Origin of the sequence: Citrobacter sp. S46_ASV_140 (assembly GCF_018919545.1) — a bacterium.
Taxonomy (GTDB): Bacteria; Pseudomonadota; Gammaproteobacteria; order Enterobacterales; family Enterobacteriaceae; genus Citrobacter; species Citrobacter braakii.
Window position 1 is genome coordinate 21,957 of sequence record NZ_JAHLRC010000021.1, and the last position, 25,366, is coordinate 47,322.

Here is a 25,366-nt window from a genome sequence, read left to right on the forward strand (position 1 = left end):
GTTTACCCCTTGTTTGCAGCCCGGAAGCCATTTTCCAGGTCGGCAATTAAATCTTCGCCATCTTCAATACCGGTGGAGATACGCAACAGCGTTTCCGAAATTCCGGCAGCAGCACGCGCTTCTGGCGCCATTCCCGCGTGTGTCATGGTTGCGGCATGAGAGATCAGACTTTCAACGCCCCCTAACGATTCCGCCAGCGTAAACAATGACAACCCGCCGAGGAAGCGACGCAGCGTTTGCTCATCGCCATCCAGCTCAAAACTCAACATCGCGCCAAACCCTTTTTGCTGACGCGCGGCAATCTCATGGCCCTGATTATCCGGCAATGACGGGTGATACAATTTTTTCACCAGCGGCTGAGTTTGCAGATAATCCACAATCGCCTGAGCATTACGTTGCGCCACCTCCATACGAGGTGACAGAGTACGCAGGCCGCGCAACAGCAGATAACTATCAAACGCGCCGCCGGTCACACCAATATTATTCGCCCACCATGCCAGTTCAGTGACCGTTTCCGGATCTTTTGCTATCACCACACCAGCCACTACGTCGGAGTGACCGTTTAAATATTTCGTGCATGAATGCAACACCAGATCGGCGCCTAATGCCAGTGGATTTTGCAGTGCCGGGCTTAAAAAAGTGTTGTCCACCACGCTGACCGCTCCAGCTTCGCGCGCCAGCTGGCAGATTTTCGCGATATCCACCACGCGCAGCAACGGGTTGCTTGGGCTTTCTACCAGCACCAGCTTCGGTTTTTCCGCCAGTGCCGCCTGCAACGCCTGCTCATCTCCTTGATCGACAAACAGTACGCGATAACAGCCACGCTTTGCCAGGCTGTCAAACAGACGATAGCTTCCGCCGTAGCAGTCGTGCGGTGCGACCAGCAGATCGCCAGGCTTGAGGAATACCGTAGTCACCAGATGAATCGCCGACATGCCGGTATTGGTCAGTACTGCCCCCGCCCCACCTTCCAGTTCCGCCAGCGCACGCTGAACGACATCACGCGTTGGGTTACCGCGGCGCGAATAGTCATGGGCGCGAGGCTCATTAAAACCGGTAAAGTTATAGGTGCTGGAGAGGTGGATCGGCGGGACAACGCAACCGTACTGTTCGTCGTCATTTAACCCGCTACGCACTGCGATGGTGGCCTGTTTACGCGTCATATTGAGGAGATCCTGGCTGAGTCGGTGAAAAGTCAGACACCAGAGTAATCATAGTTACGATAGCCGTCAATACATCTGGACATCTAAACTTCTTTGCGTATAGATTGAGCAAACCGGAAATAGCCGTTAAAATTATATGCATTAGCGTACATCTGCGTCGGCTTACTTCGTGTCAGGGCCACGCCACTACGATAAACTACGCGCAATTATGGTCCGGGCTCAGGTTCTGGCCTCAATATTAATGACAAAGAGGATTAGGTATCTCATGGCTGAATGGAGCGGCGAATATATCAGCCCATACGCTGAGCACGGTAAGAAGAGTGAGCAAGTCAAAAAAATTACGGTTTCCATTCCTCTGAAGGTGTTAAAAATCCTTACCGATGAACGCACGCGTCGTCAGGTTAACAACCTGCGTCACGCCACCAACAGCGAACTGCTGTGTGAAGCGTTTCTGCATGCTTTTACCGGGCAACCATTACCCAACGATGACGACCTGCGTAAAGAGCGCAGCGATGAAATCCCGGAAGAAGCAAAGGTAATCATGCGTGAACTGGGTATCAACCCGGAAACGTGGGAATACTGATTTTTCAAGACAGATGAGAAAAGGCGGGATTACTCCCGCCGCTTCTCACTACGTTACTTACTGATACCATTAAGCTTATTCAATGTTTCTTCCATTTTGAGCGTCTCTTTACGGTTCAATGGATAGAAATAAATCAGAATGACCGCGGCCAAAAACAGGCATAAAGCCGGTAACAGATTCGCCATCGTATAGATGTTTTCCTGCACAATGCTGGTTTGCACAGCGCCACCCGTTGACGAAGATTGATAACCAATGATGGCCAGCATAAAGCCGCCAATAGCCCCTGCGCACGCCTGGCCAACCTTGCGGGCGAAGAAGTTCACGCCATAGACGGTCCCATCTTCACGATCGCCGGTGACATACTGGTGATAATCACACACATCGGTCATAAACGCCCAAATCATCAGGTTGAATAACCCAGCCCCCAGCGTCGCCAGGAACAGGAAAACCAAATAAACCTTCGCGTCGGTAATGTGGGTGAAGTACATAATCACATACATGGCTACCGCAAAGAGCAGCGCGCCTACGCTGGCTTCTTTCTTACCGAAGCGCTTCGTGAGCCAGGATGCCGAGGGTGCCAGCAAAACCAGAGAGCCAAAGGTGAAGAGCAATGCAACGGACATGGCCTCTTTGTTATGGAAATAGTCATTAAACAGGTAAGTCATGTTGGTACCAGACAACCCCTGATTAATCACAATCAGCAGATCCACAACCACTAAAACAATCAGCGCTTTATTGCGTAGCAACCCCTTCAGCAGCACAGAAACCGGCATGCTCTCTTTTCTTTCAACCCGCACGCGTTCTGTCGTTAACTGACAGGTCAACGTTAAAAAGATAAACCCCAGCACAGAACAACCAATGGCAATCCAGAAGAAATGCTGCCCAGAGATCACCTGGCTTCCGTCCACCAGAGTGGTGTACATCAGGATCGGAATAAAAAAGCCGGTTGTCCCGCCGCCGATGGCGGACCCAACGCTGCGCCAGGTTGACAGCGATACGCGATCTTCCGGGTTCGAGCTAATCGCCGCAGACATGGCGCCATACGGAATACTCACTGTCGATAACAGCGAACCGTAAATAAAATAGGAACAGCAGATGTAGATAATTTTCGCCGTATAAGAAAAATCATGCACAAACGGCAGGAACAGAACGACCGCAATGATGCAAAACGGGTACTTCATGCGGCGCACCCAGGGGTTAAATCGCCCATGTACCGTCAGTTTAGAGGTATCACATAAGCGCCCTACACCAACGTCGACAAACGCATCAAAGAGTTTGGTCACAAAATAGAGTGAACCAACAATAACACCGGAAATACCGAGTACGTTGGTGTAATAAATCATTAAAAAACTATTTACCAGTCCAAGAATAAAACAGGTTCCGAGGTCACCACATAAATAACCGAATTTATCTCTTAATCCGAAAGGCCTGACGGCAATATTTTGATTGCTTCCGATCATTGTTCCATCATTAGACATGATGTTAACTCCTTAGACACATTATTCACGCAAACTATGCGTATACCGATGCTCAGCGTAATAAATCGATACGAAGTGTATTAACGGTCAGAAGTTATAACCGAGACCAACGCGATAGCGGGTCTGACGATCGTCTGTGGTTGTGGTGTTATACCCCGAGGAAACGTTACCCACCTCAACAAATGGAACCCATGAGCCTATTTTATACGCCACACGGAAGTTATATTCGTAATCGTCTTTTCGGTTGTTATATAAATCTTCGCTATCGGCAATTTTATAAATGCCATTTAGCTCAAACATCCAGTCATTGATGTTATAACCGAGCCATGCTTCCGGACGATAGACCATGCGGTCATCCTTGCCGTCAGTGTTTCTGCGCATGTACTCCTGACGATAGCGGAACGCGGTCCACCAATGGTCATTGATGTTATACTGCACGCGAATATAAGGCTTATAAATCGCGATGTTATCGCCCGTTTCGAGCGCAATACCCGTCTGCCAGACAAGGTCATTCCAGGTGAACTGGTAGCTTGCCGTATACTCGTTGCCATTACTTTCCATATTATTCCACGCATCATTAGATTGCGTATTTTCGGAACGTGAAATGGCCTCGACTGCGACACCAAAACCAGTAGCAAAACGATGCGACATATAAACACGGTCGTAATTACGACCATCATCATAATATTCATGTCGATAATCAACATAACCCGCTTGCGCGGCCGCAGAGAATAATGAAATCAGTAATAACGCGGATTTAAATTTCATGACCATCCCTCTTCACACTAAATCTAGGAAATTGCCCATCTCGCTCCGTCCATAAATGAAGAAACGATGAAGGAATAAGAATAATTTTATATTTCCACGAAAGTGTATTTTAGAAAGAAGGAAGAAACCTTTGGTATTTTGCCAAAGATTGGCATAAGTGGCAAAAACAAGAAGATAAAAAGGACGCAGATCACCAGTTGAAACATTTTATCGTAAAAATAAAAACACTGTTTTATTTATTAAATAAAAGACATCATTCAATACATCAATACGAATTTCAGTCTGCAGGCGCAGATACAAAAAAAGCGCCATAAGGCGCTTTTTTCTGACAGCTGAAACTTACTTGCTGCCTGGGATGCTGAAACGCTTGTTGAAGCGATCAACACGGCCACCGGTAGCAACATCACGCTGCTTGCCAGTATAGAACGGGTGGCACTGACCGCACACGTCCAGGTTCAGATCGTGACCGACGGTAGAGCGGATTTTCATGACGTTACCGCAAGAGCAGTTTGCAGTAATTTCTTCGTATTTCGGGTGAATATCTTTTTTCATGGGAAAACCTCGGTTTAAGGCCGCGTCGCTCTTCCAGCCCTAACGCCAGACACCACGCGATGTTAATTATTCCCCGTCACCTTTCACGCTGCATCAACAGCCTGAAACTCTCGGGTAATGGTCATTGTTTGACGCAATCAATTTGCATCAAAGGCGGCGAATCATACAGAAATTAACCTGCTCATGCAAACTGATCCGCATTCTACCCTTCACTAATGTGTATACTAACCCGCCAGATTTCAAGTCAGGATGATTCAATGCCCGTTGCGCACGTTGCCTTACCCGTTCCGCTACCTCGCACCTTTGACTACCTGCTGCCGGAAGGCATGAGCGCCAAAGCTGGGTGTCGTGTACGCGTGCCCTTTGGCAAGCAACAGGAGCGCGTGGGCATCGTTCTATCCGTTAGCGAGCACAGCGAACTGCCGCTGAGCGAATTGAAAGCCGTTCTCGAAGTGCTGGACAGCGAGCCGGTTTATTCGACCTCCGTCTGGCGTCTACTGCTGTGGGCGGCTGACTATTATCACCATCCTATCGGCGACGTACTGTTTCATGCCCTGCCGATTCTGCTGCGCCAGGGACGCCCGGCGACAAACGCGCCCATATGGTACTGGTTTGCCACTGAAGAAGGTCAGGTTATTGATCTCAACAGCCTCAAGCGCTCTCCCAAGCAACAGCAGGCGCTGGCTGCGCTACGCCAGGGAAAAATCTGGCGCGACCAGGTGGCTGAGCTCGAATTTAATGACGCCGCATTACAGGCGCTGCGGAAAAAAGGGCTGTGCGATCTGGCGAGCGAAACGCCTGGTTTTAGCGACTGGCGTACCCATTACGCGGTTTCCGGTGAGCGTCTTCGACTGAACACCGAGCAAGCCACCGCCGTCGGGGCGATTCACAGCGCCGCGGACAGTTTTAGCGCCTGGCTATTAGCGGGCGTGACGGGCTCAGGCAAAACAGAGGTCTATCTAAGCGTACTGGAAAATGTCCTGGCCCAGGGCAAGCAGGCGCTGGTGATGGTGCCGGAGATTGGCCTGACGCCGCAAACTATTGCCCGTTTTCGCGAACGCTTCAATGCGCCAGTCGAAGTCCTGCACTCCGGTTTGAACGACAGCGAACGTCTTTCGGCCTGGCTGAAAGCAAAAAATGGCGAAGCGGCGATTGTTATCGGCACACGCTCATCGCTGTTTACACCGTTTAAAAATCTCGGCGTGATTGTCATCGACGAAGAGCACGACAGCTCTTATAAACAGCAGGAAGGCTGGCGCTATCATGCGCGCGATCTCGCGGTTTATCGCGCCCACAGCGAGCAGATCCCGATTATTCTCGGCTCAGCCACTCCGGCTCTGGAAACGCTGTGCAACGTGCGACAGAAAAAATATCGCATGCTGCGCCTGACGCGTCGTGCCGGAAATGCGCGCCCCGCCACTCAGCACGTGCTGGATCTCAAAGGTCAGCAGGTGCAGGCCGGACTTGCCCCTGCGCTTATCACCCGTATGCGTCAGCACCTGCAGGCGGATAACCAGGTGATCCTGTTTTTGAACCGCCGGGGCTTTGCTCCTGCGCTGCTGTGCCATGACTGCGGCTGGATTGCCGAATGTCCGCGCTGCGATCACTACTACACGCTGCATCAGGCACAGCACCATTTACGCTGCCACCACTGCGACAGCCAGCGCCCAATACCACGTCAGTGCCCATCCTGCGGCTCAACGCATATGGTTCCGGTTGGACTCGGCACCGAACAGCTTGAGCAGGCTCTGGCCCCTTTTTTCCCCGGCGTGCCAATCTCACGCATCGATCGCGACACTACCAGCCGTAAAGGGTCGCTGGAGCAGCATCTGGCGGAAGTACATCGCGGCGGCGCACGAATTCTGATCGGCACGCAAATGCTGGCCAAAGGCCACCACTTCCCGGACGTCACCCTGGTGGCGCTTCTGGACGTTGACGGCGCACTATTCTCTGCAGATTTCCGGTCGGCAGAACGCTTCGCCCAGCTTTACACGCAGGTCTCCGGGCGAGCAGGACGCGCCGGGAAACAGGGCGAAGTGGTGCTACAAACGCACCATCCTGAACATCCGCTGCTGCAAACTTTGCTGTACAAAGGTTATGACGCGTTTGCCGAGCAGGCGCTGGCCGAGCGACAAACGCTCCAGCTTCCACCGTGGACCAGCCATGTGATTGTGCGGGCAGAAGATCATAACAACCAGCATGCGCCAATGTTCTTACAACAGTTGCGAAATCTGATCCAGGCCAGTCCGCTTGCCGATGACAAACTGTGGGTGCTCGGCCCGGTTCCCGCCCTGGCCCCCAAGCGCGGCGGTCGCTATCGCTGGCAAATTTTGTTGCAACATCCGTCGCGAATTCGCCTGCAGCATATCATCAGCGGTACGCTGGCGCTGATCAATACGCTACCCGATGCACGTAAAGTAAAATGGGTGCTGGATGTCGATCCCATCGAGGGATAATCCTTCACGATGCGAGGCGGATCGTAAAATTAAAGATCCATCACACTTTTTATGAAAATTCTGTAACCGCTTCCATTAACTATCTGATAAAAATGTTTCAGATGAAGGCTATTCAAGGACGAGTCTGTGCCAGCAGCTCTCTGGCGAGGAGAAAGAGTGAAACCGAATAAGCAGGTTGCCGCCGCTACGATGAAAGATGTTGCTCTGAAGGCGAAAGTCTCAACGGCAACCGTATCCCGCGCGTTAATGAACCCGGACAAAGTCTCGCAGTCAACCCGTAACAAGGTTGAACAGGCTGCGCTGGAAGTGGGATATTTACCCCAATCAATGGGACGCAACGTTAAGCGTAATGAATCACGTACCATTCTGGTGATTGTGCCGGATATCTGCGATCCGTTTTTTAGCGAAGTGATTCGCGGCATAGAAGTGACCGCCGCTGAGCAGGGATATCTGGTGCTTATCGGCGACTGCGCCCACCAGAATCAGCAGGAAAAGACCTTCCTCAACCTCATTATCACCAAGCAGATCGATGGCATGGTGCTGCTCAGCTCGCGCCTGCCGTTTGATGCCAGCGTGGAAGAGCAGCGCAACTTGCCGCCGATGGTCATGTCCAACGAGTTCGCGCCAGAGCTGGAACTCCCCACCGTGCACATTGATAATCTCACCGCCGCCTTCAACGCGATGAACTATCTGCTGGAACTGGGGCATAAACGCATTGGCTGTATCGCCGGACCAGAGGATATGCCGCTGTGCCATTACCGTCTGCAAGGTTACGTTCAGGCATTGCGCCGCAGCGGAATTACGGTCGATCCGCATTTCATCGCGCGCGGTGACTTTACCTATGAAGCGGGAGCCAATGCGCTTAAGCAGCTCCTTGAGCTTCCACAGCCACCTACTGCGGTCTTTTGCCACAGCGATGTCATGGCGCTGGGAGCACTCTCTTACGCCAAACGTCAGGGTCTGAAGGTACCTGACGATTTATCCATCATTGGCTTTGATAATATTTCGCTCACGGAATTTTGTGATCCACCCCTGACAACCGTCGCACAGCCGCGTTTCGATATCGGACGTGAAGCTATGCTGTTACTGCTCGATCAACTACAAGGTCAGAACGTCAGCAGTGGCTCACGTTTACTGGACTGCGAGCTTATTATTCGGGGCACTACCCGGGCACTGACGTAAAGTAAAGTGCTTTCGGACTCCCCTGTCTGGTCAAAGGCCCGCCGCTTAAGTAACATGGCGGGCTGACGAACGAATAAATACAGCGAAACGATAGTGGCACAACGAGATTATGTACGTCGCGGCCAACCGGCACCTTCGCGGCGCAAGAAGAGCACATCACGGAAAAAACAACGCAATACGCCTGCGGTATCGCCCGCTATGGTTGCTATTGCTGCAGCCGTACTCGTGACCTTTATCGGTGGTCTGTACTTCATTACGCATCACAAGAAAGAAGAGTCCGAAACGCTGCAAAACCAGAAAGTCACCGGTAATGGCATCCCGCCAAAACCGGAAGAGCGCTGGCGATACATCAAAGAGCTGGAAAGCCGTCAGCCTGGCGTACGTGCGCCTACCGAACCGTCTGCAGGCGGCGAGGTACTGAACGCCGATCAGCTTACCAATGAGCAGCGCCAGTTGTTGGCGCAAATGCAGGCCGATATGCGCCAACAGCCAACGCAGCTCAACGAAGTACCGTGGAACGAACAAACTGCTGAACAACGCCAGCAAACGCTGCAGCGTCAGCGTCAGGTGCAACAGCAGCAGTGGAATAACACCCAACAGCAGGCTCAACAGCCGCGCCAACGGGTAACGGAACAGCCGAACCAGCAGCAGCAAACGCGTACTGCGCAAGCCGCACCGGTACAGCAGCCGAAGGCGCAGCCAAAACCGGCGGCCCAACAGCCGTATCAGGATCTACTGCAAACACCTGCGCATACCACCGCCGCTCAGCCGAAAACGCAGCCGGCCGCGCCGATAACGAATGAAACGCAGCCGCCAAAACAGACGGCGGAGAAAAAAGATGAACGCCGCTGGATGGTACAGTGCGGCTCATTTAAAGGCGCTGAGCAGGCAGAAACCGTGCGCGCGCAGTTGGCTTTTGAAGGCTTCAACTCACGTATTACCACCAATAACGGCTGGAATCGCGTGGTCATTGGTCCGGTCAAAGGCAAAGAGAATGCCGACAACACCATCAGCCGCCTGAAAGTTGCTGGTCACACAAACTGCATTCGACTCGCCACTGGGGGTTGAAACCCCCAAAATCCCCCCCATCTATACTTGCATTACGCCCCGCATACTGCGCGGGGCCTGTGTTTTGCATTTGTAACCAAGGGGTCTGCTCGTGACAACAATAGTAAGCGTACGCCGTAACGGCCATGTGGTAATCGCCGGTGATGGTCAGGCCACACTGGGTAACACCGTAATGAAAGGCAACGTGAAGAAAGTCCGCCGTCTGTACAACGACAAAGTCATCGCGGGCTTTGCGGGCGGTACTGCGGATGCATTCACGCTGTTTGAACTGTTTGAACGCAAGCTGGAAATGCACCAGGGTCACCTGGTGAAAGCTGCCGTTGAACTGGCAAAAGACTGGCGTACTGACCGTATGCTGCGCAAACTCGAAGCGCTGCTGGCCGTTGCGGATGAAACTGCATCACTCATCATCACCGGTAACGGCGACGTCATCCAGCCAGAAAACGATCTGATTGCCATCGGCTCCGGCGGTCCCTACGCCCAGGCTGCTGCACGCGCTCTGCTGGAAAACACCGAGCTTGGCGCACGCGAGATTGCTGAGAAAGCGTTGGATATTGCAGGGGATATCTGCATTTATACCAACCACTTCCATACCATCGAAGAATTGAACTCCAAAGCGTAAGGATCCCCCATGTCTGAAATGACCCCACGCGAAATTGTCAGCGAACTGAACAAACACATCATCGGCCAGGATAACGCTAAGCGTTCCGTGGCGATTGCCCTGCGTAACCGCTGGCGCCGCATGCAGCTCAACGAAGAGCTGCGCCATGAAGTTACGCCGAAAAACATTCTGATGATTGGCCCAACCGGCGTCGGTAAAACCGAAATCGCCCGTCGTCTGGCAAAACTGGCCAACGCGCCGTTCATCAAAGTTGAAGCAACGAAATTCACCGAAGTCGGCTATGTTGGTAAAGAAGTTGACTCTATCATCCGCGATCTGACCGATGCTGCCATCAAAATGGTCCGCGTTCAGGCCATCGAGAAAAACCGCTTCCGTGCCGAAGAGATGGCGGAAGAGCGCATTCTCGACGTGCTGATCCCACCGGCTAAAAATAACTGGGGACAGTCAGAGCAGCCGCAGGAACCTTCTGCAGCGCGTCAGGCGTTCCGTAAAAAACTGCGTGAAGGCCAGCTGGATGATAAAGAGATCGAAATCGATCTCGCGGCCGCACCGATGGGCGTTGAAATCATGGCGCCTCCGGGAATGGAAGAGATGACCAGCCAGCTACAGTCCATGTTCCAGAACCTGGGCGGTCAGAAGCAAAAACCGCGTAAGCTGAAAATCAAAGACGCGATGAAGCTGCTGATTGAAGAAGAAGCGGCCAAACTGGTGAATCCGGAAGAGCTGAAACAGGAAGCTATCGACGCCGTTGAGCAACACGGAATCGTGTTTATCGACGAAATCGACAAAATCTGTAAGCGCGGCGAATCCTCCGGCCCGGACGTGTCCCGTGAAGGCGTACAGCGCGACCTGCTGCCGCTGGTTGAAGGCTGCACGGTCTCCACTAAACACGGTATGGTGAAAACAGACCACATTCTGTTTATCGCCTCTGGCGCATTCCAGGTAGCGAAACCGTCTGACCTGATCCCGGAACTGCAGGGTCGTCTGCCGATTCGTGTCGAGCTGCAGGCGCTGACCACCAGCGATTTTGAGCGTATCCTTACCGAACCGAATGCCTCCATCACCGTCCAGTACAAAGCGCTGATGGCGACCGAAGGTGTGGACATCAACTTCACCGAATCGGGCATTAAACGCATTGCCGAAGCGGCCTGGCAGGTCAATGAAACCACCGAAAACATCGGTGCACGTCGTCTGCATACCGTTCTCGAGCGTCTGATGGAAGATATTTCCTATGATGCGAGCGATTTAAACGGCCAAAGCATCACAATTGATGCCGAATATGTGAGCAAACATCTGGATGCGCTGGTCGCAGATGAAGATCTGAGCCGTTTTATCCTATAATCGCGTTCAATGCATTTTCATCACTGTTGATGGGGCTGATAAAGCCCCATTTTTATTGGCGCTAAATATGACTGAACAACAAAAAATTAGCCGCTCACAAGCCTGGCTGGAAAGTTTACGACCTAAGACCTTACCGCTCGCCTTCGCGGCGATCATCGTCGGTACGGCATTAGCATGGTGGCAAGGATACTTCGATCCGCTGGTTGCTCTGTTGGCATTGATTACAGCAGGACTGCTGCAAATTCTGTCCAACCTCGCTAACGACTATGGCGATGCCGTCAAAGGCAGCGACAAGCCCGATCGCATTGGACCGCTGCGTGGTATGCAAAAAGGGGTTATCACCCAACAGCAGATGAAGCGTGCGCTGATCGTCACCGTGGTGTTGATCTGTTTGTCGGGCCTGGCCCTGGTTGCTGTGGCCTGTCACACGCTGGCGGATTTTGTCGGTTTCCTGGTGCTTGGGGGCCTGTCGATTATTGCGGCGATCACCTACACCGTGGGTAATCGCCCATACGGATATATCGGTCTGGGCGATATTTCCGTGCTGGTATTCTTTGGCTGGCTGAGCGTGATGGGAAGCTGGTATCTGCAGGCGCATACGCTGATTCCGGCGCTGATCCTGCCTGCCACCGCCTGTGGTCTGCTGGCAACTGCCGTGCTCAACGTCAACAACCTGCGCGATATCAACAGCGACAGAGAGAACGGCAAGAACACGCTGGTAGTACGTTTAGGTGCCGTCAATGCCCGCCGCTACCATGCCTGCCTGCTGATGGGTACGCTGGTCTGCCTGGCGCTGTTTAACCTGTTTTCGCTACAAAGTCTGTGGGGATGGCTGTTTATCCTTGCCGCTCCGCTGCTTTTCAAACAGGCGCGTTACGTGATGCGCGAAATGGATCCTGCGGCAATGCGTCCGATGCTGGAACGCACCGTAAAAGCGGCGCTATTAACTAACTTGCTGTTTGTCGTTGGAATTTTCTTAAGTCAGTGGTCTCTTTAACTGACAAATATCAATTAACAATTGATGATTTTGCCAACAGTACACATAGCGCGATATACTAAAAATTCTCGCAGCAACTGAACGTTAAGCCTATGAAATACGATACATCCGAGCTTTGTGACATCTATCAGGAAGATGTCAACGTCGTGGAACCGCTGTTCTCTAACTTTGGAGGACGGTCGTCGTTTGGCGGACAAATCATCACGGTAAAATGTTTCGAGGACAACGGGTTGCTGTACGATCTGCTCGAACAAAATGGCCGTGGTCGCATTCTGCTGGTCGATGGCGGCGGTTCTGTCCGTCGTGCGCTGGTCGATGCCGAACTGGCACGACTGGCCGTACAGAATGAATGGGAAGGTCTGGTCATCTACGGCTCAGTCCGCCAGGTAGACGATCTGGAAGAACTGGATATCGGCATTCAGGCGATTGCCGCAATTCCGGTAGGTGCTTCAGGAGAAGGTATCGGGGAAAGCGATGTGCGCGTCAACTTTGGCGGCGTGACATTCTTCTCCGGCGACCACCTGTACGCCGACAACACCGGGATAATCCTCTCCGAAGACCCGCTCGATATCGAGTAAGTGAAAAAGGCCATCAGCAAGTTTGATGGCCTTTTATTTTCTTCATTCATCCGATTTGTAGTGAATGACCTTAACATCATAATTCCCAGCTCTTGCTTCAACAACGACACTCATCATCTCACGACTTGCAGGATAAGATTCAACATATGCGTTTAATTTTTCTTCTGCTCTGTGAATATCATTCTTAGGTATCCCCGTAAAAACTATTTCACTGCGTTGAAGATGGCTTCCCTCATCTGTATGGCTTACAAAAAACCAGTCGCTGGATACCCTTGGAACCTGTTTAATCAATTTCGGCGTTAATAGCTGATAAATTAATAAATCATGCTGCGTATAGCATTTTTTTGTAAAGACACTCACCATGAAATAACAATAAAGCAGCGCAAAGAAAAGCATAAATGCAATAATAATACCTAATCGTCGAAGCGTCATATACGGAGTTCCCGAACATAATTTGGATTCGCAACAGGTTTTATTACATCCATAAATAAGTGTAAGGCCAAAAATCCTGTAAGGATTCGAAACGATGTGACGTACTCAAGAATATAGACAAAGCAATACCTTGCAGAATTCGCTCCTGCAATCCTCGTCGCACCATGAATCTACGATATATACCAGCATTGATATTTAGACCGTGAATGCTTTTAGACATACTTTGATGGTAATTTACTTCATAAAATTCACTATCACCACCACGAGGTCTTGTCATTTCAAACCATAAATTTTCAGCGCCTGCCGGATTAGCGTGGCCTAAATCAATCCACCCTAGATTATCTGTATAGATAAGACCATATCTAATATCTCTGGTGATAAATCGATCCGAATTATCAATAATATCGTTTCTTTTTGTCATATCGTATTCTTTGAAATTTGAGAATTACGATATCCTAAAGTCTACATAGTAAAAAGGCATCCATTATGGATGCCTTTTTAAAGAAATCAGAATTAGACTTCTTCCATACGCCCCAACAGGGCATGCAGACGATCCTGCCAGCCATTCTGCTGTTCTTTCAGGTTGTTGTTCTCACGCTCCAGCTCTTCACGCTGCTGCTGTGCAGACTGAACTTCCTGCGACAGTGAGTTGTTCTTTTCTTTCAGCTCTTCGATTTCCATCTGTAACAGCGTGATGGTATCAATCGCCTGCTGTACTTTTGCTTCCAGTTTCTCAAACACTTCTAATGACATCGTCATACCTCTCCTGAATTGCAAGGCGTTGATGGATAAAAATCCTCGTCCCGATAACCGGCGACGCCTTAATAAAAACGAGCGCACTCTACTTAACACCGATTGTATGAAGCCGCGTCATCCCTGTCCAGCGGCATCCCGCGCAGATTGCGGTTTGCAACACTTTTCGTCTTTCTCCTGGTGACATTACTATCATAACTCTTAAGTGTTAACGAATTGATCATTGAAATGATTCAGCTCACACTATTTTTGTATAACAAATACCGCGAAATGGCGCGATAACGCTCATTTTGTTGATGGAGTACACACATTTTAATTTCGATATTTCTCGTTTTTGAGCGTTAACGATAAATTAACAGTGTGCCTACCGGCTCCGGGGATGTCAGTGACCTTCTCGCATACAATAAACATTAAACTCTCTTCAGGATCCGATTATGAGTCAAACATCAACCTTAAAAGGCCAGTGCATTGCTGAATTCCTCGGTACCGGGTTGTTGATTTTCTTCGGTGTGGGATGTGTCGCTGCACTCAAAGTTGCTGGGGCTACTTTTGGTCAGTGGGAAATCAGTATCATCTGGGGTCTGGGGGTAGCGATGGCTATCTATCTGACTGCAGGCGTTTCTGGTGCACACCTGAATCCAGCGGTAACCATCGCACTCTGGCTGTTCGCCTGTTTTGATAAACGCAAAGTTGCTCCTTTTATTATTTCGCAAATTGCCGGCGCCTTTTGCGCAGCGGCACTGGTTTACGGGCTTTATTACAATCTTTTCATCGATTTCGAACAAACTAACCATATCGTGCGCGGCAGTACCGAGAGCCTGGGTCTGGCAGGTACTTTCTCGACCTATCCGAACCCGCATATCAATTTTGTGCAGGCCTTCGCGGTTGAAATGGTCATTACCGCTATTCTAATGGGGCTGATTCTGGCTCTGACCGACGATGGTAACGGTGTACCTCGTGGTCCGCTGGCACCACTGCTGATCGGCTTGTTGATCGCCGTTATTGGTGCTTCCATGGGTCCGCTAACAGGTTTTGCGATGAACCCGGCACGTGACTTCGGACCGAAACTCTTCGCCTGGATGGCCGGATGGGGTGAGATTGCCTTCACGGGTGGTCGTGATATCCCTTACTTCCTGGTCCCGGTGTTTGGCCCGATTACCGGCGCGATTTTAGGCGCATGGGCATATCGCAAACTGATTGGTCGCCATTTACCGTGCGATGTCTGCGCGATTGAAGAGAAAGACGTTGCGACCAACACTCAACAAAAAGCTTCGCAGTAATGTGACTACGGGACAAATAATCATGACTGAAAAAAAATATATCGTTGCGCTCGACCAGGGCACCACCAGCTCCCGCGCGGTCGTAATGGACCACGATGCGAATATCGTTAGCGTTTCACAGCGCGAATTCGAGCAAATCTACCCGAAAGCAGGTTGGGTAGAACATGACCCAATGGAAATTTGGGCGACCCAAAGCTCCACGCTGGTAGAAGTTCTGGCGAAAGCCGATATCAGTTCCGATGAAATTGCAGCGATCGGTATTACCAACCAGCGTGAAACCACCATCGTCTGGGAGCGTGAGACCGGTAAGCCTATCTATAACGCAATTGTGTGGCAGTGTCGTCGTACCGCGGATATCTGCGAAAAGCTCAAGCGCGACGGAATGGAAGAGTACATCCGTAATAACACGGGTCTGGTAATTGACCCGTACTTTTCCGGCACTAAAGTGAAGTGGATCCTCGACCACGTAGAAGGCTCACGTGAGCGCGCTCGTCGCGGCGAACTGCTGTTCGGTACGGTAGACACCTGGCTTATCTGGAAAATGACGCAGGGGCGCGTACACGTAACGGATTACACCAACGCCTCTCGTACCATGCTGTTCAACATCCACTCCCTGGACTGGGATGACACGATGCTGGATGCGCTGGATATTCCGCGTGCAATGCTGCCAGAAGTGCGTCGTTCTTCTGAAGTGTACGGCCAGACCAACATCGGTGGTAAAGGCGGCATTCGTATTCCTATCTCCGGTATTGCCGGTGACCAGCAGGCTGCTCTGTTTGGCCAGCTGTGCGTGAAGGAAGGGATGGCGAAAAACACCTACGGTACCGGCTGCTTCATGCTGATGAACACTGGCGAGAAAGCCGTTAAGTCCGAAAATGGACTACTGACCACCATCGCCTGCGGACCGACCGGGGAAGTGAACTACGCGCTGGAAGGTGCGGTATTTATGGCTGGCGCATCCATCCAGTGGCTGCGCGATGAAATGAAACTCATCAGCGATGCATTCGACTCTGAATATTTCGCCACCAAAGTGAAAGATACCAACGGCGTGTACGTCGTTCCGGCATTTACAGGCCTTGGCGCACCGTACTGGGACCCGTATGCACGCGGAGCCATCTTCGGCCTGACCCGTGGCGTAAACTCCAACCACATCATCCGCGCAACGCTTGAGTCTATCGCTTACCAGACCCGTGACGTACTGGAAGCGATGCAGGCTGACTCCGGTATTCGCCTGCACGCCCTGCGCGTTGATGGCGGTGCGGTCGCCAACAACTTCCTGATGCAGTTCCAGTCCGATATTCTCGGCACGCGCGTTGAGCGCCCGGAAGTCCGCGAAGTCACCGCATTGGGTGCGGCGTACCTTGCCGGTCTGGCAGTAGGTTTCTGGCAGAATCTGGATGAACTGCAGGAGAAAGCGGTCATCGAGCGTGAATTCCGCCCTGGCATCGAAACCACCGAGCGTAATTTCCGTTACAGCGGCTGGAAAAAAGCGGTCAAACGCGCCATGGCGTGGGAAGATCACGACGAGTAATTCGTCATTGCCGGATGGCGACTTTACCTTGTCCGGCAATATCTTCGTGCGGGGGCAACCCCGCACACACATCAATAATCTAGTCCCCTCCCCTGTGCTACACTTCGCGCCATTCCTTTCAGCTACGAGTTTGCAATGAGACGAGAACTTGCCATTGAATTTTCACGCGTGACCGAAGCGGCCGCGCTGGCTGGCTATAAATGGCTGGGCCGCGGCGATAAAAATACCGCTGATGGCGCGGCGGTGAACGCCATGCGTATTATGCTCAACCAGGTCAACATCGACGGCACCATCGTGATTGGCGAGGGTGAGATTGATGAAGCACCGATGCTGTTTATCGGCGAGAAAGTCGGAACCGGCCACGGTGATGCGGTCGACATCGCCGTCGATCCTATCGAAGGCACGCGTATGACGGCAATGGGCCAGGCGAATGCGCTGGCGGTGCTGGCTGTAGGCGATAAAGGCTGTTTCCTGAACGCGCCAGACATGTACATGGAAAAGCTGATTGTCGGTCCTGACGCAAAAGGGTCCATCGACCTGAACCTGTCGCTGGAAACCAACCTGCGAAACATTGCAGCCGCGCTGAACAAACCACTGAGTGACCTGACCGTCACCATCCTGGCAAAACCACGCCATGACGAGGTTATTGCAGAGATGGCGAAACTGGGCGTGCGCGTCTTCGCCATTCCTGACGGCGACGTTGCGGCCTCGATTTTGACCTGTATGCCAGACAGCGAAGTGGACGTGCTGTACGGTATTGGTGGCGCACCGGAAGGCGTGGTTTCCGCGGCCGTCATCCGCGCGCTGGACGGCGACATGCAGGGCCGCCTGCTGGCGCGCCATGACGTCAAAGGCGATAGCGAAGAGAACCGTCGTATTGGCGAACAGGAACTGGCCCGCTGCACCGCGATGGGCATTGAAGCGGGCAAAGCGCTGCGTCTGGATGAAATGGCGCGCAGCGACAACGTCATTTTCTCCGCTACCGGCATCACCAAAGGCGATCTGCTGGAAGGGATTAGCCGTAAAGGCAATATCGCAACCACCGAAACGCTGTTGATCCGCGGCAAATCGCGCACGATCCGCCGCATTCAGTCGATTCACTACCTCGATCGCAAGGATCCCGATGTGCAGGCGCACATCCTGTAATTGATTTGATCAATAGAGCCTTCCAGCCCATCCGGGCTGGAAATCTTTCGTCCAACGAACGAAGATAAGGCAATCAAAGCAGACAGGAGAAAACCATGGCAGATTGGGTAACAGGTAAAGTCACAAAGGTGCAGAACTGGACCGATGCCCTGTTTAGTTTGACCGTGCGAGCTCCGGTTCTTCCTTTCACTGCAGGTCAGTTCACCAAGCTTGGCCTTGAGATCGACGGTGAGCGCGTCCAGCGCGCCTATTCCTACGTGAATGCGCCCGATAACCCCGACTTAGAATTTTATCTGGTGACGGTTCCCGACGGCAAACTCAGCCCTCAACTGGCGGCGCTAAAGCCTGGCGATGAAGTTCAGGTGGTGAGCGAGGCCGCTGGATTCTTCGTGCTGGATGAAGTCCCTGATTGCGAAACGCTATGGATGCTGGCAACCGGCACGGCTATCGGCCCGTATTTGTCGATTCTGCAACTAGGCAAAGATCTGGGTCGCTTTAAAAATCTGGTGCTGGTCCACGCCGCACGCTATGCCGCCGATTTGAGCTACCTGCCATTGATGCAGGCGCTGGAAAAGCGCTACGAAGGTAAATTACGCATCCAGACGGTTGTTAGCCGTGAGACAGCCGTAGATTCGCTGACCGGGCGTGTACCGGCGCTGATTGAAAGCGGTGAACTGGAAAAGGCGGTAGGGCTGCCAATGGATAAAGAAACCAGCCATGTGATGTTGTGCGGAAATCCACAAATGGTACGCGACACGCAGCAACTGCTGAAAGAGACCCGGCAGATGACCAAACACCTGCGCCGTCGACCGGGCCATATGACTGCTGAACACTACTGGTGAGGGTTGCCGGGAGGCGCTTGCGCTTCTCCGGTCGACAACTACTGGCGCTCGGCTTTGTACTTTACGTCCTGCGTATCCTTACCATATTTATTTTCGTCCTGGGTGCCAACGAACGCGCCCAGATCGATGAGCATGCCGACCAGAATGAGCGTCGGAACAAAGCGACCAACCGCCCATTGCCAGACGCCGGGTAACATCGTCCAATTTCCGGCCAGCAGCATCCACGCCAAAATCATCAGCAGCGCCCACGCTCCAGAACGTCCCCGATCGTGCAGGCGTTTTACCGTCACTGCCGCCGTCGGCCATAGCAGACAAACCAGACAAAATGCCGCAGTCTGAATATCGAGTAATTGCTTGCTCGCCAGCGAGAACAAAACCAGCATTCCGACGATCCACAGACCTATCCAAATCCAGAAATCACGGCGCCCGATGCGCCCTTTAAATGAGAATAACCACTGCTGTATGGTCATGTAAGTTCCTTTATTATTACCTTCCAGAACAGTTTACCCTTTTGACAAGCCCGACAGTTACCGTTTTAATCGTGAGCAGTCATAACGAAAGGTACGATTGATGAAGCAAGGATTTACACTGTTTTTATTATTGTTTTCAGCCTTCACCGCGAGCGTTGCGGCACGGGCGGAAGAGCCATCGACGGCAACCACGGCCCCCTATTTACTGGCGGGTGCGCCGACCTTTGACCTGTCGATTAGCCAGTTTCGCGAAAACTTTAATACGCAGAATCCGAAGCTTATCCTGAATGAGTTCCGCGCCATCGACAGCAGCCGCGATCGGGCAAACCTCACCCGCGCGGCCAGTAAAATCAATGAAAACCTGTATGCGTCCTCCGCCCTTGAGCGCGGCACGCTAAAAATCAAAAGTATGCAGATAACCTGGTTGCCGATTCAGGGACCAGAACAAAAGGCGGCCAAAGCGAAAGCGCTGGAATACATGACCGCCGTCATTCGTACCGTCGCGCCGCTACTGACGAAAGAGCAGAGCCAGAAAAAGCTGCAAAAACTGCTCGCTGCCGGCAAAGGTAAACACTATTACGCCGAAACAGAAGGCGCAATTCGCTATGTTGTGGCAGATAACGGTGAAAAAGGGCTGACCTTCGCTGTTGAACCGATTAAGCTGGCACTATCAGATAGTCTTGAGAAGGCGAATTGATGACAAAAAGCAAAGCCTTTCCGCAGACGAATCTCTATACTGTTTCACAGACCATGCTGCCCTGACGGGCGGCCATATTCCTTAATTCGCTGACAAGCGTGGAGAAATGAAATGCGACATCCTTTAGTGATGGGTAACTGGAAACTGAACGGCAGCCGCCACATGGTGAACGAGCTGGTTGCTAACCTGCGTAAAGAACTGGCTGGCGTTGCTGGCTGTGCAGTAGCAATTGCTCCGCCGGAAATGTATATCGACCTGGCGAAACACGCCGCTGCCGGTAGCCACATTATCCTGGGCGCGCAGAACGTTGACCTGAACCTGTCTGGCGCATTTACCGGTGAAACAAGTGCTGAAATGCTGAAAGATATCGGCGCGCAGTACATCATTATCGGTCACTCTGAGCGTCGTACTTACCACAAAGAGTCTGACGAGCTGATCGCTAAAAAATTCGCCGTGCTGAAAGAACAAGGTCTGACTCCGGTTCTGTGCATCGGTGAAACCGAAGCAGAAAACGAAGCGGGCAAAACTGAAGAAGTCTGTGCACGTCAGATCGACGCCGTTCTGAAAACTCAGGGCGCGGCAGCATTCGAAGGCGTCGTTATCGCTTACGAACCAGTATGGGCTATCGGTACCGGTAAATCTGCAACTCCTGCTCAGGCTCAGGCTGTTCACAAATTCATTCGTGACCACATTGCTAAAGCTGACGCGAAAATCGCTGAACAAGTTATCATCCAGTACGGCGGTTCCGTAAACGCAGCTAACGCAGCAGAACTGTTCGCTCAGCCGGATATTGATGGCGCGCTGGTTGGCGGTGCTTCTCTGAAAGCAGATGCCTTCGCGGTCATCGTTAAAGCAGCAGAAGCCGCTAAACAGGCGTAATGCTGTTGAGGCGGGTAGCGCTTCGCTGACCCGTCCTTCAAGACTGTAGGCCCGGTAAGCGTTAGCGCTACCGGGCTTTTTTTACAACTTACCCAACACGCTAAACCACAGATAATCCAGCGGCAGAAGAAGCAGATATGTTGCCGTCGCCAGCGCGATACACAGCAGCATCCCCGCCCTCGCAGGCACTTTCCCAAGCGCCATCGCCACCACAATCGGCGAAGCCTGATACGGCAGTAGCGGTGTGGAATACCCCAATACCTGAATCATAATCACCGACAGCAGCGGGAACCCAGTCGCATCGGCAAAACTTTGCGCCAGAGTGGTATACAGCGCCGGAACGCCGTTCGCCGTCATAATAAAATTGAGTGCGGTGGTAATGCCGGTCAGCGCGAGAAAGCTGGTAAATGGTTTTTCCGCATCCAGCGGCATCACCTGTAACAGCGCCTCGCCCACTGCACTGCCAATGCCGGTCTGGGTAACGGTGATTGCCAACCCCAGAATCCCCGCCACGTAAATGCAGGTCCTGATATTTACCCCGGAGGAAAACTCGTCGCCATTGATAAAACCAATCCGTGGTAGCAGCGTGATAACCGCCGCCGCCAGCCCGGTCCACGCAGGCCCTATACCGTGCCAGCTTTCACTTACCCACAGCAGCAGCACCACTGCTAGCATCCAGGCCAGACGTTTTTCATCCCAGCTCATTGGTTCCGCTGGCGTGAGATCGCGTGGTGCGTGGGGCTTGCCAGGGAACAGCCAGCAGATAAGCATGATGAGCACCGCGCCTTTAAGCCAGCCCAGAACCGGCGTATGCAGCAGCAAATAGGGAAGATAATTGAGGTGGATGCCGTAAGAGCCTTCCGCCGCGCCGCTCATTACCAGATTTGGCACGTTAGCGGGTAAAATCGTCGCGGAAAGCTGGAACGTCCCAAACCCGACGGCCAGCGCCAGACCATACCAGGCGCGCGTACCCTCGTTAATTCCGGCACGCTTCGCCATTGCGGCAACAATCGGCATCAGCAGCGCAATACGCCCCATATTGGACGGCATCACAAACGCCAGCGCGTAACTGAGCAGCACCACGCTCGCCACCATTAACGGCCAGGAATCGGTCAATCGCGATGACAGCGCTCTCGCCGCCCTGTCCGCCAGCCCCGTTTTGCGAATCGCGATACCCAGCACAAAACCACTAAAGACCAGCCAGAATGCCGAAGACGCAAATCCGCCAAAGATCACATCCGCAGGTGCGATTTTGGCGACCATTGCTACGGCAAAGAACAGCAGCGCCGTTATAAACTCCGGCAGTAGCGACGTCGCCCAGAGCAGGATGGTAATGCCAATCACCAGAGAGGGGATAAACAGAGGGTGTGTAAGCCAGAGCGACATGCCTGTCTCCTGTTGTTTTTTTCAACAAGAATACGGGGACAGACATGCGGAGTAAATGCCAGATTAGGTGGGGTTAACGCAGAATATCACATTGATGATCCTGAATTTCCTCAGCGGAGGCGAGATTGAGCGACAACAGATTGCGCTGGGTCGCCAGCAGGACAAAAGACTCATCGCTCTGACGCACCATCGCCAGCGCATAGCTGCCCATGTGCTCACGCGCATCCGGCACCTCTTCTGCCAGCATCATAAACGGGCTGCGTTGCGCCAGTTCATTTTCCGTGACGCGACGCGCCAGATATTCATGACCGCGCAGCCCACCCGGTAATGGCAGCCAACGAGTGCTGATTTTCGCCAGATTGTCATCCAGCTGTTTTCTGACATCGGTTCGCAGGCAGGAAATATGAATATGCAGATGATTTTGCGTACGCCCGCTACGCGAGTTAATGGTCAGCGATACCGCTTTGTCAGGGATTTCCTGACCGTATTTTTGGCTCATAAAGCTGCGCGCCTGCCAGGCCAGCCAGAAAAAGTTCGGCGTCCCTGATTTCAGCAGCAGCGGGCTTTCCGTTCCGTTGATGCGCCAGGTCGGCATCAACAGGTATTGCAGTGGGCCGTTACGATCCTTGAACACCACATATCCGGCATCCGGCTTCACTTCGGCGCACGGCGTGGGATCCTGCTGCTGCAACTGGTGCGGCAGGCATTGCTGAAGAACAATCTGGCGTAATGCGTCCGGGTTACCGGTGAATTTCCAGTACCCGATACCTGCAGCAGCGGCGACTACAATCACCGCCAGTAAAAGATAGCCTGCTTTTTTCATTACGCGTTCCCTGTATCTCATTGAAGGGCAAGAGTAACGCAAAACCATGACAAATAAAAAACCCGGTCGCGTTATGCCACCGGGTCGGTAAATCACAGACTTATTTAGCGCTTGCTGATCTGGTCAAACGTACCACCGTTAGAGAAGTGCTCTTTCTGCGCTTTCGTCCAGCCGCCAAACTCTTCGTCGATGGTGAACAGTTTCAGCTTCGGAAATGCATTTTCGTATTTCTTCGCAACGTCTGCATCACGCGGACGATAGTAGTTTTTCGCTGCAATTTCCTGACCTTCCGGAGAATAGAGATATTTCAGGTAGGCTTCCGCCACCGTTTTGGTGTCTTTCTTTTCCACTACTTTATCGACCACGGAAACGGTCGGTTCCGCGAGGATAGATTCACTCGGCGTCACTATCTCGAATTTGTCTTTGCCCAGCTCGTTTGTCGCCAGCAGGGCTTCGTTTTCCCAGGCGATCAGCACATCACCGATACCGCGCTCAACGAAGGTATTGGTTGAGCCACGCGCACCGGAGTCCAGCACTTCAACATTCTTATACAGGGCCTTCACGAAGTCTTGTGCCTTGGCCTGATCGTTGTTGTTGTGGTGCAAGGCGTAGCCCCATGCCGCCAGATAGTTCCAGCGTGCGCCGCCTGAGCTTTTCGGGTTTGGCGTAATGACCGACACGCCTGGTTTGATCAAATCGTTCCAGTCATGAATTTGTTTGGGGTTGCCTTTGCGGACCAGGAAAACGATGGTGGAGGTGTATGGCGCGGAGTTATCCGGCAGACGCTTAATCCAGTTTTTATCGATACGACCACGTTCAGCAATGGCATCCACATCGTAAGCCAGCGCCAGCGTCACGACATCGGCTTCAATGCCGTTAATGACGGAGGTCGCTTGTTTACCCGAACCGCCATGCGACTGGCGGATCACGACGTTGTCGCCCTTTTCCTGCTTCCAGTGCGCGCTAAAGGCCTTATTGTACTGCTCGTACAATTCACGCGTTGGATCGTACGATACGTTAAGTAACTGAATATCCTTTGCCAGAACGCTGGTCGATGCCAGCAATAATGTTAACCCTACGCCCCATTTGTTCATCGCCCAGCTCTCTTATGTGGTGTTGTGATGAGCAAAGCGTGCCAGAAAGGTATCCAAACATTAAAGAATAAAAAAAGATTTGCTATAACTTGGGGGAATAAATGCGGGGAATTGTGCCGAATGATGGTTAGCGGCTCATCAGGCCTACAAGTCTTTACAACCTGTAGGCCTGATGCGCTTAGCGCCATCAGGCGCGGAAAAAACAATCAGTACAGTTTTTTCGCGCAGTCCAGCCAGTCACCTTTGAACGGACGCTTCATGTTTTCAATCGCGTCGATGATGTCGTGGTGAACCAGTTGCTCGTTCTGAATACCTACACAGCGACCGCCGTGACCGGCCAACAGCAGTTCAATGGCATATGCGCCCATACGGGACGCCAGGATACGGTCGTAAGGCACCGGAGAACCACCACGCTGGATGTGACCCAGTACGGTTGAGCGCGTTTCACGACCCGTTTCTTTCTCGATGTAATGCGCCAGTTCGTCAACGTCACACATGTGCTCAGTGATCGCCACAATCGCGTGTTTTTTACCTTTCGCGATGCCTGCTTTGATTTCAGCAACCAGATCGTCACGGCTGAATTCCACTTCCGGAACCACCACAAACTCACAGCCACCAGCAATGGCAGCCGCCAGGGTCAGATCGCCACAGTAGCGGCCCATCACTTCAACGATGGAAATACGCTGGTGAGAAGAAGAGGTATCACGCAGACGGTCAATCGCTTCGACTACGGTACCCAGAGCGGTGAAATAACCGATGGTGTAGTCGGTGCCTTTGATATCGTTGTCGATAGTGCCTGGCAGACCGATGCATGGGAAGCCCATTTCAGTTAGGCGTTTTGCCCCCATGTATGAACCGTCACCACCGATAACAACCAGCGCGTCAATGCCACGCTTTTTCAGGTTTTCGATAGCCACGGCACGCACGTTTTCGTCGCGGAATTCCGGGAAGCGGGCAGAACCGAGGAATGTACCGCCACGGTTGATCATGTCGGACACGCTGTAGCGGTCAAGTTGAACCATACGGTCTTCATACAAACCCAGGTAGCCATCATGGATCCCCATGACTTCCAGCCCTTCCGTCAACGCTGCACGTACAACACCACGGATTGCTGCGTTCATGCCCGGCGCATCACCGCCGCTTGTCAACACACCGATTTTCTTAATCATGACTACCTCTGAACTTTGGAATGCAAAATGAAATCTGCTGCCGGAAGTCGATTCCGCATATCGAAACGATCCAACG

Annotated in this window: 26 protein-coding genes; 14 read left to right on the forward strand and 12 right to left on the reverse strand. The window is 52.3% G+C overall.

Translation table 11 applies throughout. The features are described 5' to 3' along the window. Window positions 1-2: 2 nt before the first annotated feature. The gene (gene metB / locus KQJ19_RS08425; protein WP_003028818.1) at window positions 3-1,163 is read right to left on the reverse strand and encodes a cystathionine gamma-synthase; all 1,161 of its coding nucleotides are present in this window, start codon (window positions 1,161-1,163) and stop codon (window positions 3-5) included. A 265-nt stretch (window positions 1,164-1,428) separates the two neighbouring features. On the opposite strand from metB, the gene metJ reads away from it, so the two are divergent. After that, window positions 1,429-1,746, forward strand: a complete 318-nt coding sequence (gene metJ, locus KQJ19_RS08430; protein ID WP_003825168.1) for a met regulon transcriptional regulator MetJ — start codon at window positions 1,429-1,431, stop codon at window positions 1,744-1,746. 53 nt (window positions 1,747-1,799) lie between these two features. Here the strand turns inward: metJ and KQJ19_RS08435 are convergent, their stop codons facing one another. From KQJ19_RS08435 to rpmE, 3 genes are all read right to left on the reverse strand, one after another. Beyond that, window positions 1,800-3,224: a glycoside-pentoside-hexuronide (GPH):cation symporter gene (locus KQJ19_RS08435; protein WP_047497587.1), complete on the reverse strand. Its 1,425-nt coding sequence runs from the start codon at window positions 3,222-3,224 to the stop codon at window positions 1,800-1,802. Window positions 3,225-3,311: 87 nt separating this feature from the next. Continuing rightward, complete coding sequence (locus KQJ19_RS08440; RefSeq protein WP_047497584.1) at window positions 3,312-3,992, reverse strand: oligogalacturonate-specific porin KdgM family protein; 681 nt, start codon at window positions 3,990-3,992, stop codon at window positions 3,312-3,314. Between the two features lie 339 nt (window positions 3,993-4,331). Beyond that, window positions 4,332-4,544, reverse strand: coding sequence for a 50S ribosomal protein L31 (gene rpmE / locus KQJ19_RS08445; protein WP_008787040.1), 213 nt, complete (start codon window positions 4,542-4,544; stop codon window positions 4,332-4,334). Window positions 4,545-4,801: 257 nt separating this feature from the next. Here rpmE and priA point away from each other — a divergent pair, with 257 nt between their 5' ends. From priA to rraA, 7 genes are all read left to right on the forward strand, one after another. Then, the gene (gene priA / locus KQJ19_RS08450; protein ID WP_216403544.1) at window positions 4,802-7,000 is read left to right on the forward strand and encodes a primosomal protein N'; all 2,199 of its coding nucleotides are present in this window, start codon (window positions 4,802-4,804) and stop codon (window positions 6,998-7,000) included. A gap of 156 nt (window positions 7,001-7,156) precedes the next feature. Continuing rightward, a complete protein-coding gene (gene cytR / locus KQJ19_RS08455) occupies window positions 7,157-8,182 on the forward strand; it encodes a DNA-binding transcriptional regulator CytR (protein ID WP_016157916.1) in 1,026 nt (341 codons plus the stop codon). A gap of 93 nt (window positions 8,183-8,275) precedes the next feature. After that, the gene (ftsN, locus tag KQJ19_RS08460) at window positions 8,276-9,250 is read left to right on the forward strand and encodes a cell division protein FtsN (RefSeq protein ID WP_072034024.1); all 975 of its coding nucleotides are present in this window, start codon (window positions 8,276-8,278) and stop codon (window positions 9,248-9,250) included. 91 nt (window positions 9,251-9,341) lie between these two features. Next, entirely contained in the window at window positions 9,342-9,872 is a 531-nt protein-coding gene (hslV, locus tag KQJ19_RS08465; RefSeq protein ID WP_003028805.1) for an ATP-dependent protease subunit HslV, read from the forward strand. Between the two features lie 9 nt (window positions 9,873-9,881). Next, entirely contained in the window at window positions 9,882-11,213 is a 1,332-nt protein-coding gene (hslU, locus tag KQJ19_RS08470; RefSeq protein WP_003028803.1) for an HslU--HslV peptidase ATPase subunit, read from the forward strand. Window positions 11,214-11,280: 67 nt separating this feature from the next. Further along, a complete protein-coding gene (menA, locus tag KQJ19_RS08475; protein WP_016157915.1) occupies window positions 11,281-12,210 on the forward strand; it encodes a 1,4-dihydroxy-2-naphthoate polyprenyltransferase in 930 nt (309 codons plus the stop codon). Window positions 12,211-12,302: 92 nt separating this feature from the next. Beyond that, the gene (gene rraA / locus KQJ19_RS08480) at window positions 12,303-12,788 is read left to right on the forward strand and encodes a ribonuclease E activity regulator RraA (RefSeq protein ID WP_008787034.1); all 486 of its coding nucleotides are present in this window, start codon (window positions 12,303-12,305) and stop codon (window positions 12,786-12,788) included. A 42-nt stretch (window positions 12,789-12,830) separates the two neighbouring features. Here the strand turns inward: rraA and KQJ19_RS08485 are convergent, their stop codons facing one another. From KQJ19_RS08485 to zapB, 3 genes are all read right to left on the reverse strand, one after another. Next, on the reverse strand, window positions 12,831-13,220 hold the full coding sequence (locus KQJ19_RS08485; RefSeq protein ID WP_103767175.1) for a hypothetical protein: 390 nt from the start codon (window positions 13,218-13,220) through the stop codon (window positions 12,831-12,833). 43 nt (window positions 13,221-13,263) lie between these two features. Further along, window positions 13,264-13,641, reverse strand: coding sequence for a hypothetical protein (locus KQJ19_RS08490; RefSeq protein WP_253296332.1), 378 nt, complete (start codon window positions 13,639-13,641; stop codon window positions 13,264-13,266). A 92-nt stretch (window positions 13,642-13,733) separates the two neighbouring features. Continuing rightward, a complete protein-coding gene (zapB, locus tag KQJ19_RS08495; protein ID WP_019077914.1) occupies window positions 13,734-13,979 on the reverse strand; it encodes a septal ring assembly protein ZapB in 246 nt (81 codons plus the stop codon). Window positions 13,980-14,407: 428 nt separating this feature from the next. Here zapB and KQJ19_RS08500 point away from each other — a divergent pair, with 428 nt between their 5' ends. The 4 genes from KQJ19_RS08500 (at window position 14,408) to fpr (ending at window position 18,772) form a co-directional block, all read left to right on the forward strand. After that, window positions 14,408-15,253 (forward strand): MIP/aquaporin family protein, encoded by an 846-nt coding sequence (locus tag KQJ19_RS08500; RefSeq protein WP_016155255.1) that lies wholly within the window; start codon window positions 14,408-14,410, stop codon window positions 15,251-15,253. A gap of 22 nt (window positions 15,254-15,275) precedes the next feature. Then, window positions 15,276-16,784, forward strand: a complete 1,509-nt coding sequence (gene glpK, locus KQJ19_RS08505) for a glycerol kinase GlpK (RefSeq protein ID WP_016155254.1) — start codon at window positions 15,276-15,278, stop codon at window positions 16,782-16,784. A gap of 135 nt (window positions 16,785-16,919) precedes the next feature. Continuing rightward, window positions 16,920-17,930, forward strand: coding sequence for a class II fructose-bisphosphatase (gene glpX / locus KQJ19_RS08510; protein WP_216403545.1), 1,011 nt, complete (start codon window positions 16,920-16,922; stop codon window positions 17,928-17,930). A 95-nt stretch (window positions 17,931-18,025) separates the two neighbouring features. Next, entirely contained in the window at window positions 18,026-18,772 is a 747-nt protein-coding gene (fpr, locus tag KQJ19_RS08515; RefSeq protein WP_016157907.1) for a ferredoxin--NADP(+) reductase, read from the forward strand. Between the two features lie 38 nt (window positions 18,773-18,810). Here the strand turns inward: fpr and KQJ19_RS08520 are convergent, their stop codons facing one another. Next, window positions 18,811-19,242: a DUF805 domain-containing protein gene (locus KQJ19_RS08520; RefSeq protein ID WP_016155251.1), complete on the reverse strand. Its 432-nt coding sequence runs from the start codon at window positions 19,240-19,242 to the stop codon at window positions 18,811-18,813. Window positions 19,243-19,342: 100 nt separating this feature from the next. Here KQJ19_RS08520 and KQJ19_RS08525 point away from each other — a divergent pair, with 100 nt between their 5' ends. Continuing rightward, on the forward strand, window positions 19,343-19,939 hold the full coding sequence (locus tag KQJ19_RS08525) for a YiiQ family protein (protein ID WP_049282363.1): 597 nt from the start codon (window positions 19,343-19,345) through the stop codon (window positions 19,937-19,939). Window positions 19,940-20,050: 111 nt separating this feature from the next. Continuing rightward, window positions 20,051-20,818 (forward strand): triose-phosphate isomerase, encoded by a 768-nt coding sequence (gene tpiA / locus KQJ19_RS08530; RefSeq protein WP_003028783.1) that lies wholly within the window; start codon window positions 20,051-20,053, stop codon window positions 20,816-20,818. Between the two features lie 81 nt (window positions 20,819-20,899). Here tpiA and KQJ19_RS08535 read toward each other — a convergent pair whose 3' ends face one another. From KQJ19_RS08535 to pfkA, 4 genes are all read right to left on the reverse strand, one after another. After that, the gene (locus KQJ19_RS08535) at window positions 20,900-22,204 is read right to left on the reverse strand and encodes an SLC13 family permease (protein ID WP_216403546.1); all 1,305 of its coding nucleotides are present in this window, start codon (window positions 22,202-22,204) and stop codon (window positions 20,900-20,902) included. 73 nt (window positions 22,205-22,277) lie between these two features. Then, window positions 22,278-23,027 carry a CDP-diacylglycerol diphosphatase gene (locus tag KQJ19_RS08540; protein ID WP_019077918.1) on the reverse strand — a complete coding sequence of 250 codons (750 nt, stop codon included), beginning with the start codon at window positions 23,025-23,027 and terminating at the stop codon, window positions 22,278-22,280. A 104-nt stretch (window positions 23,028-23,131) separates the two neighbouring features. Next, window positions 23,132-24,121: a sulfate/thiosulfate ABC transporter substrate-binding protein Sbp gene (gene sbp, locus KQJ19_RS08545; protein WP_047497565.1), complete on the reverse strand. Its 990-nt coding sequence runs from the start codon at window positions 24,119-24,121 to the stop codon at window positions 23,132-23,134. Window positions 24,122-24,327: 206 nt separating this feature from the next. Beyond that, window positions 24,328-25,290: a 6-phosphofructokinase gene (gene pfkA / locus KQJ19_RS08550; RefSeq protein WP_003028778.1), complete on the reverse strand. Its 963-nt coding sequence runs from the start codon at window positions 25,288-25,290 to the stop codon at window positions 24,328-24,330. Window positions 25,291-25,366: the final 76 nt, after the last annotated feature.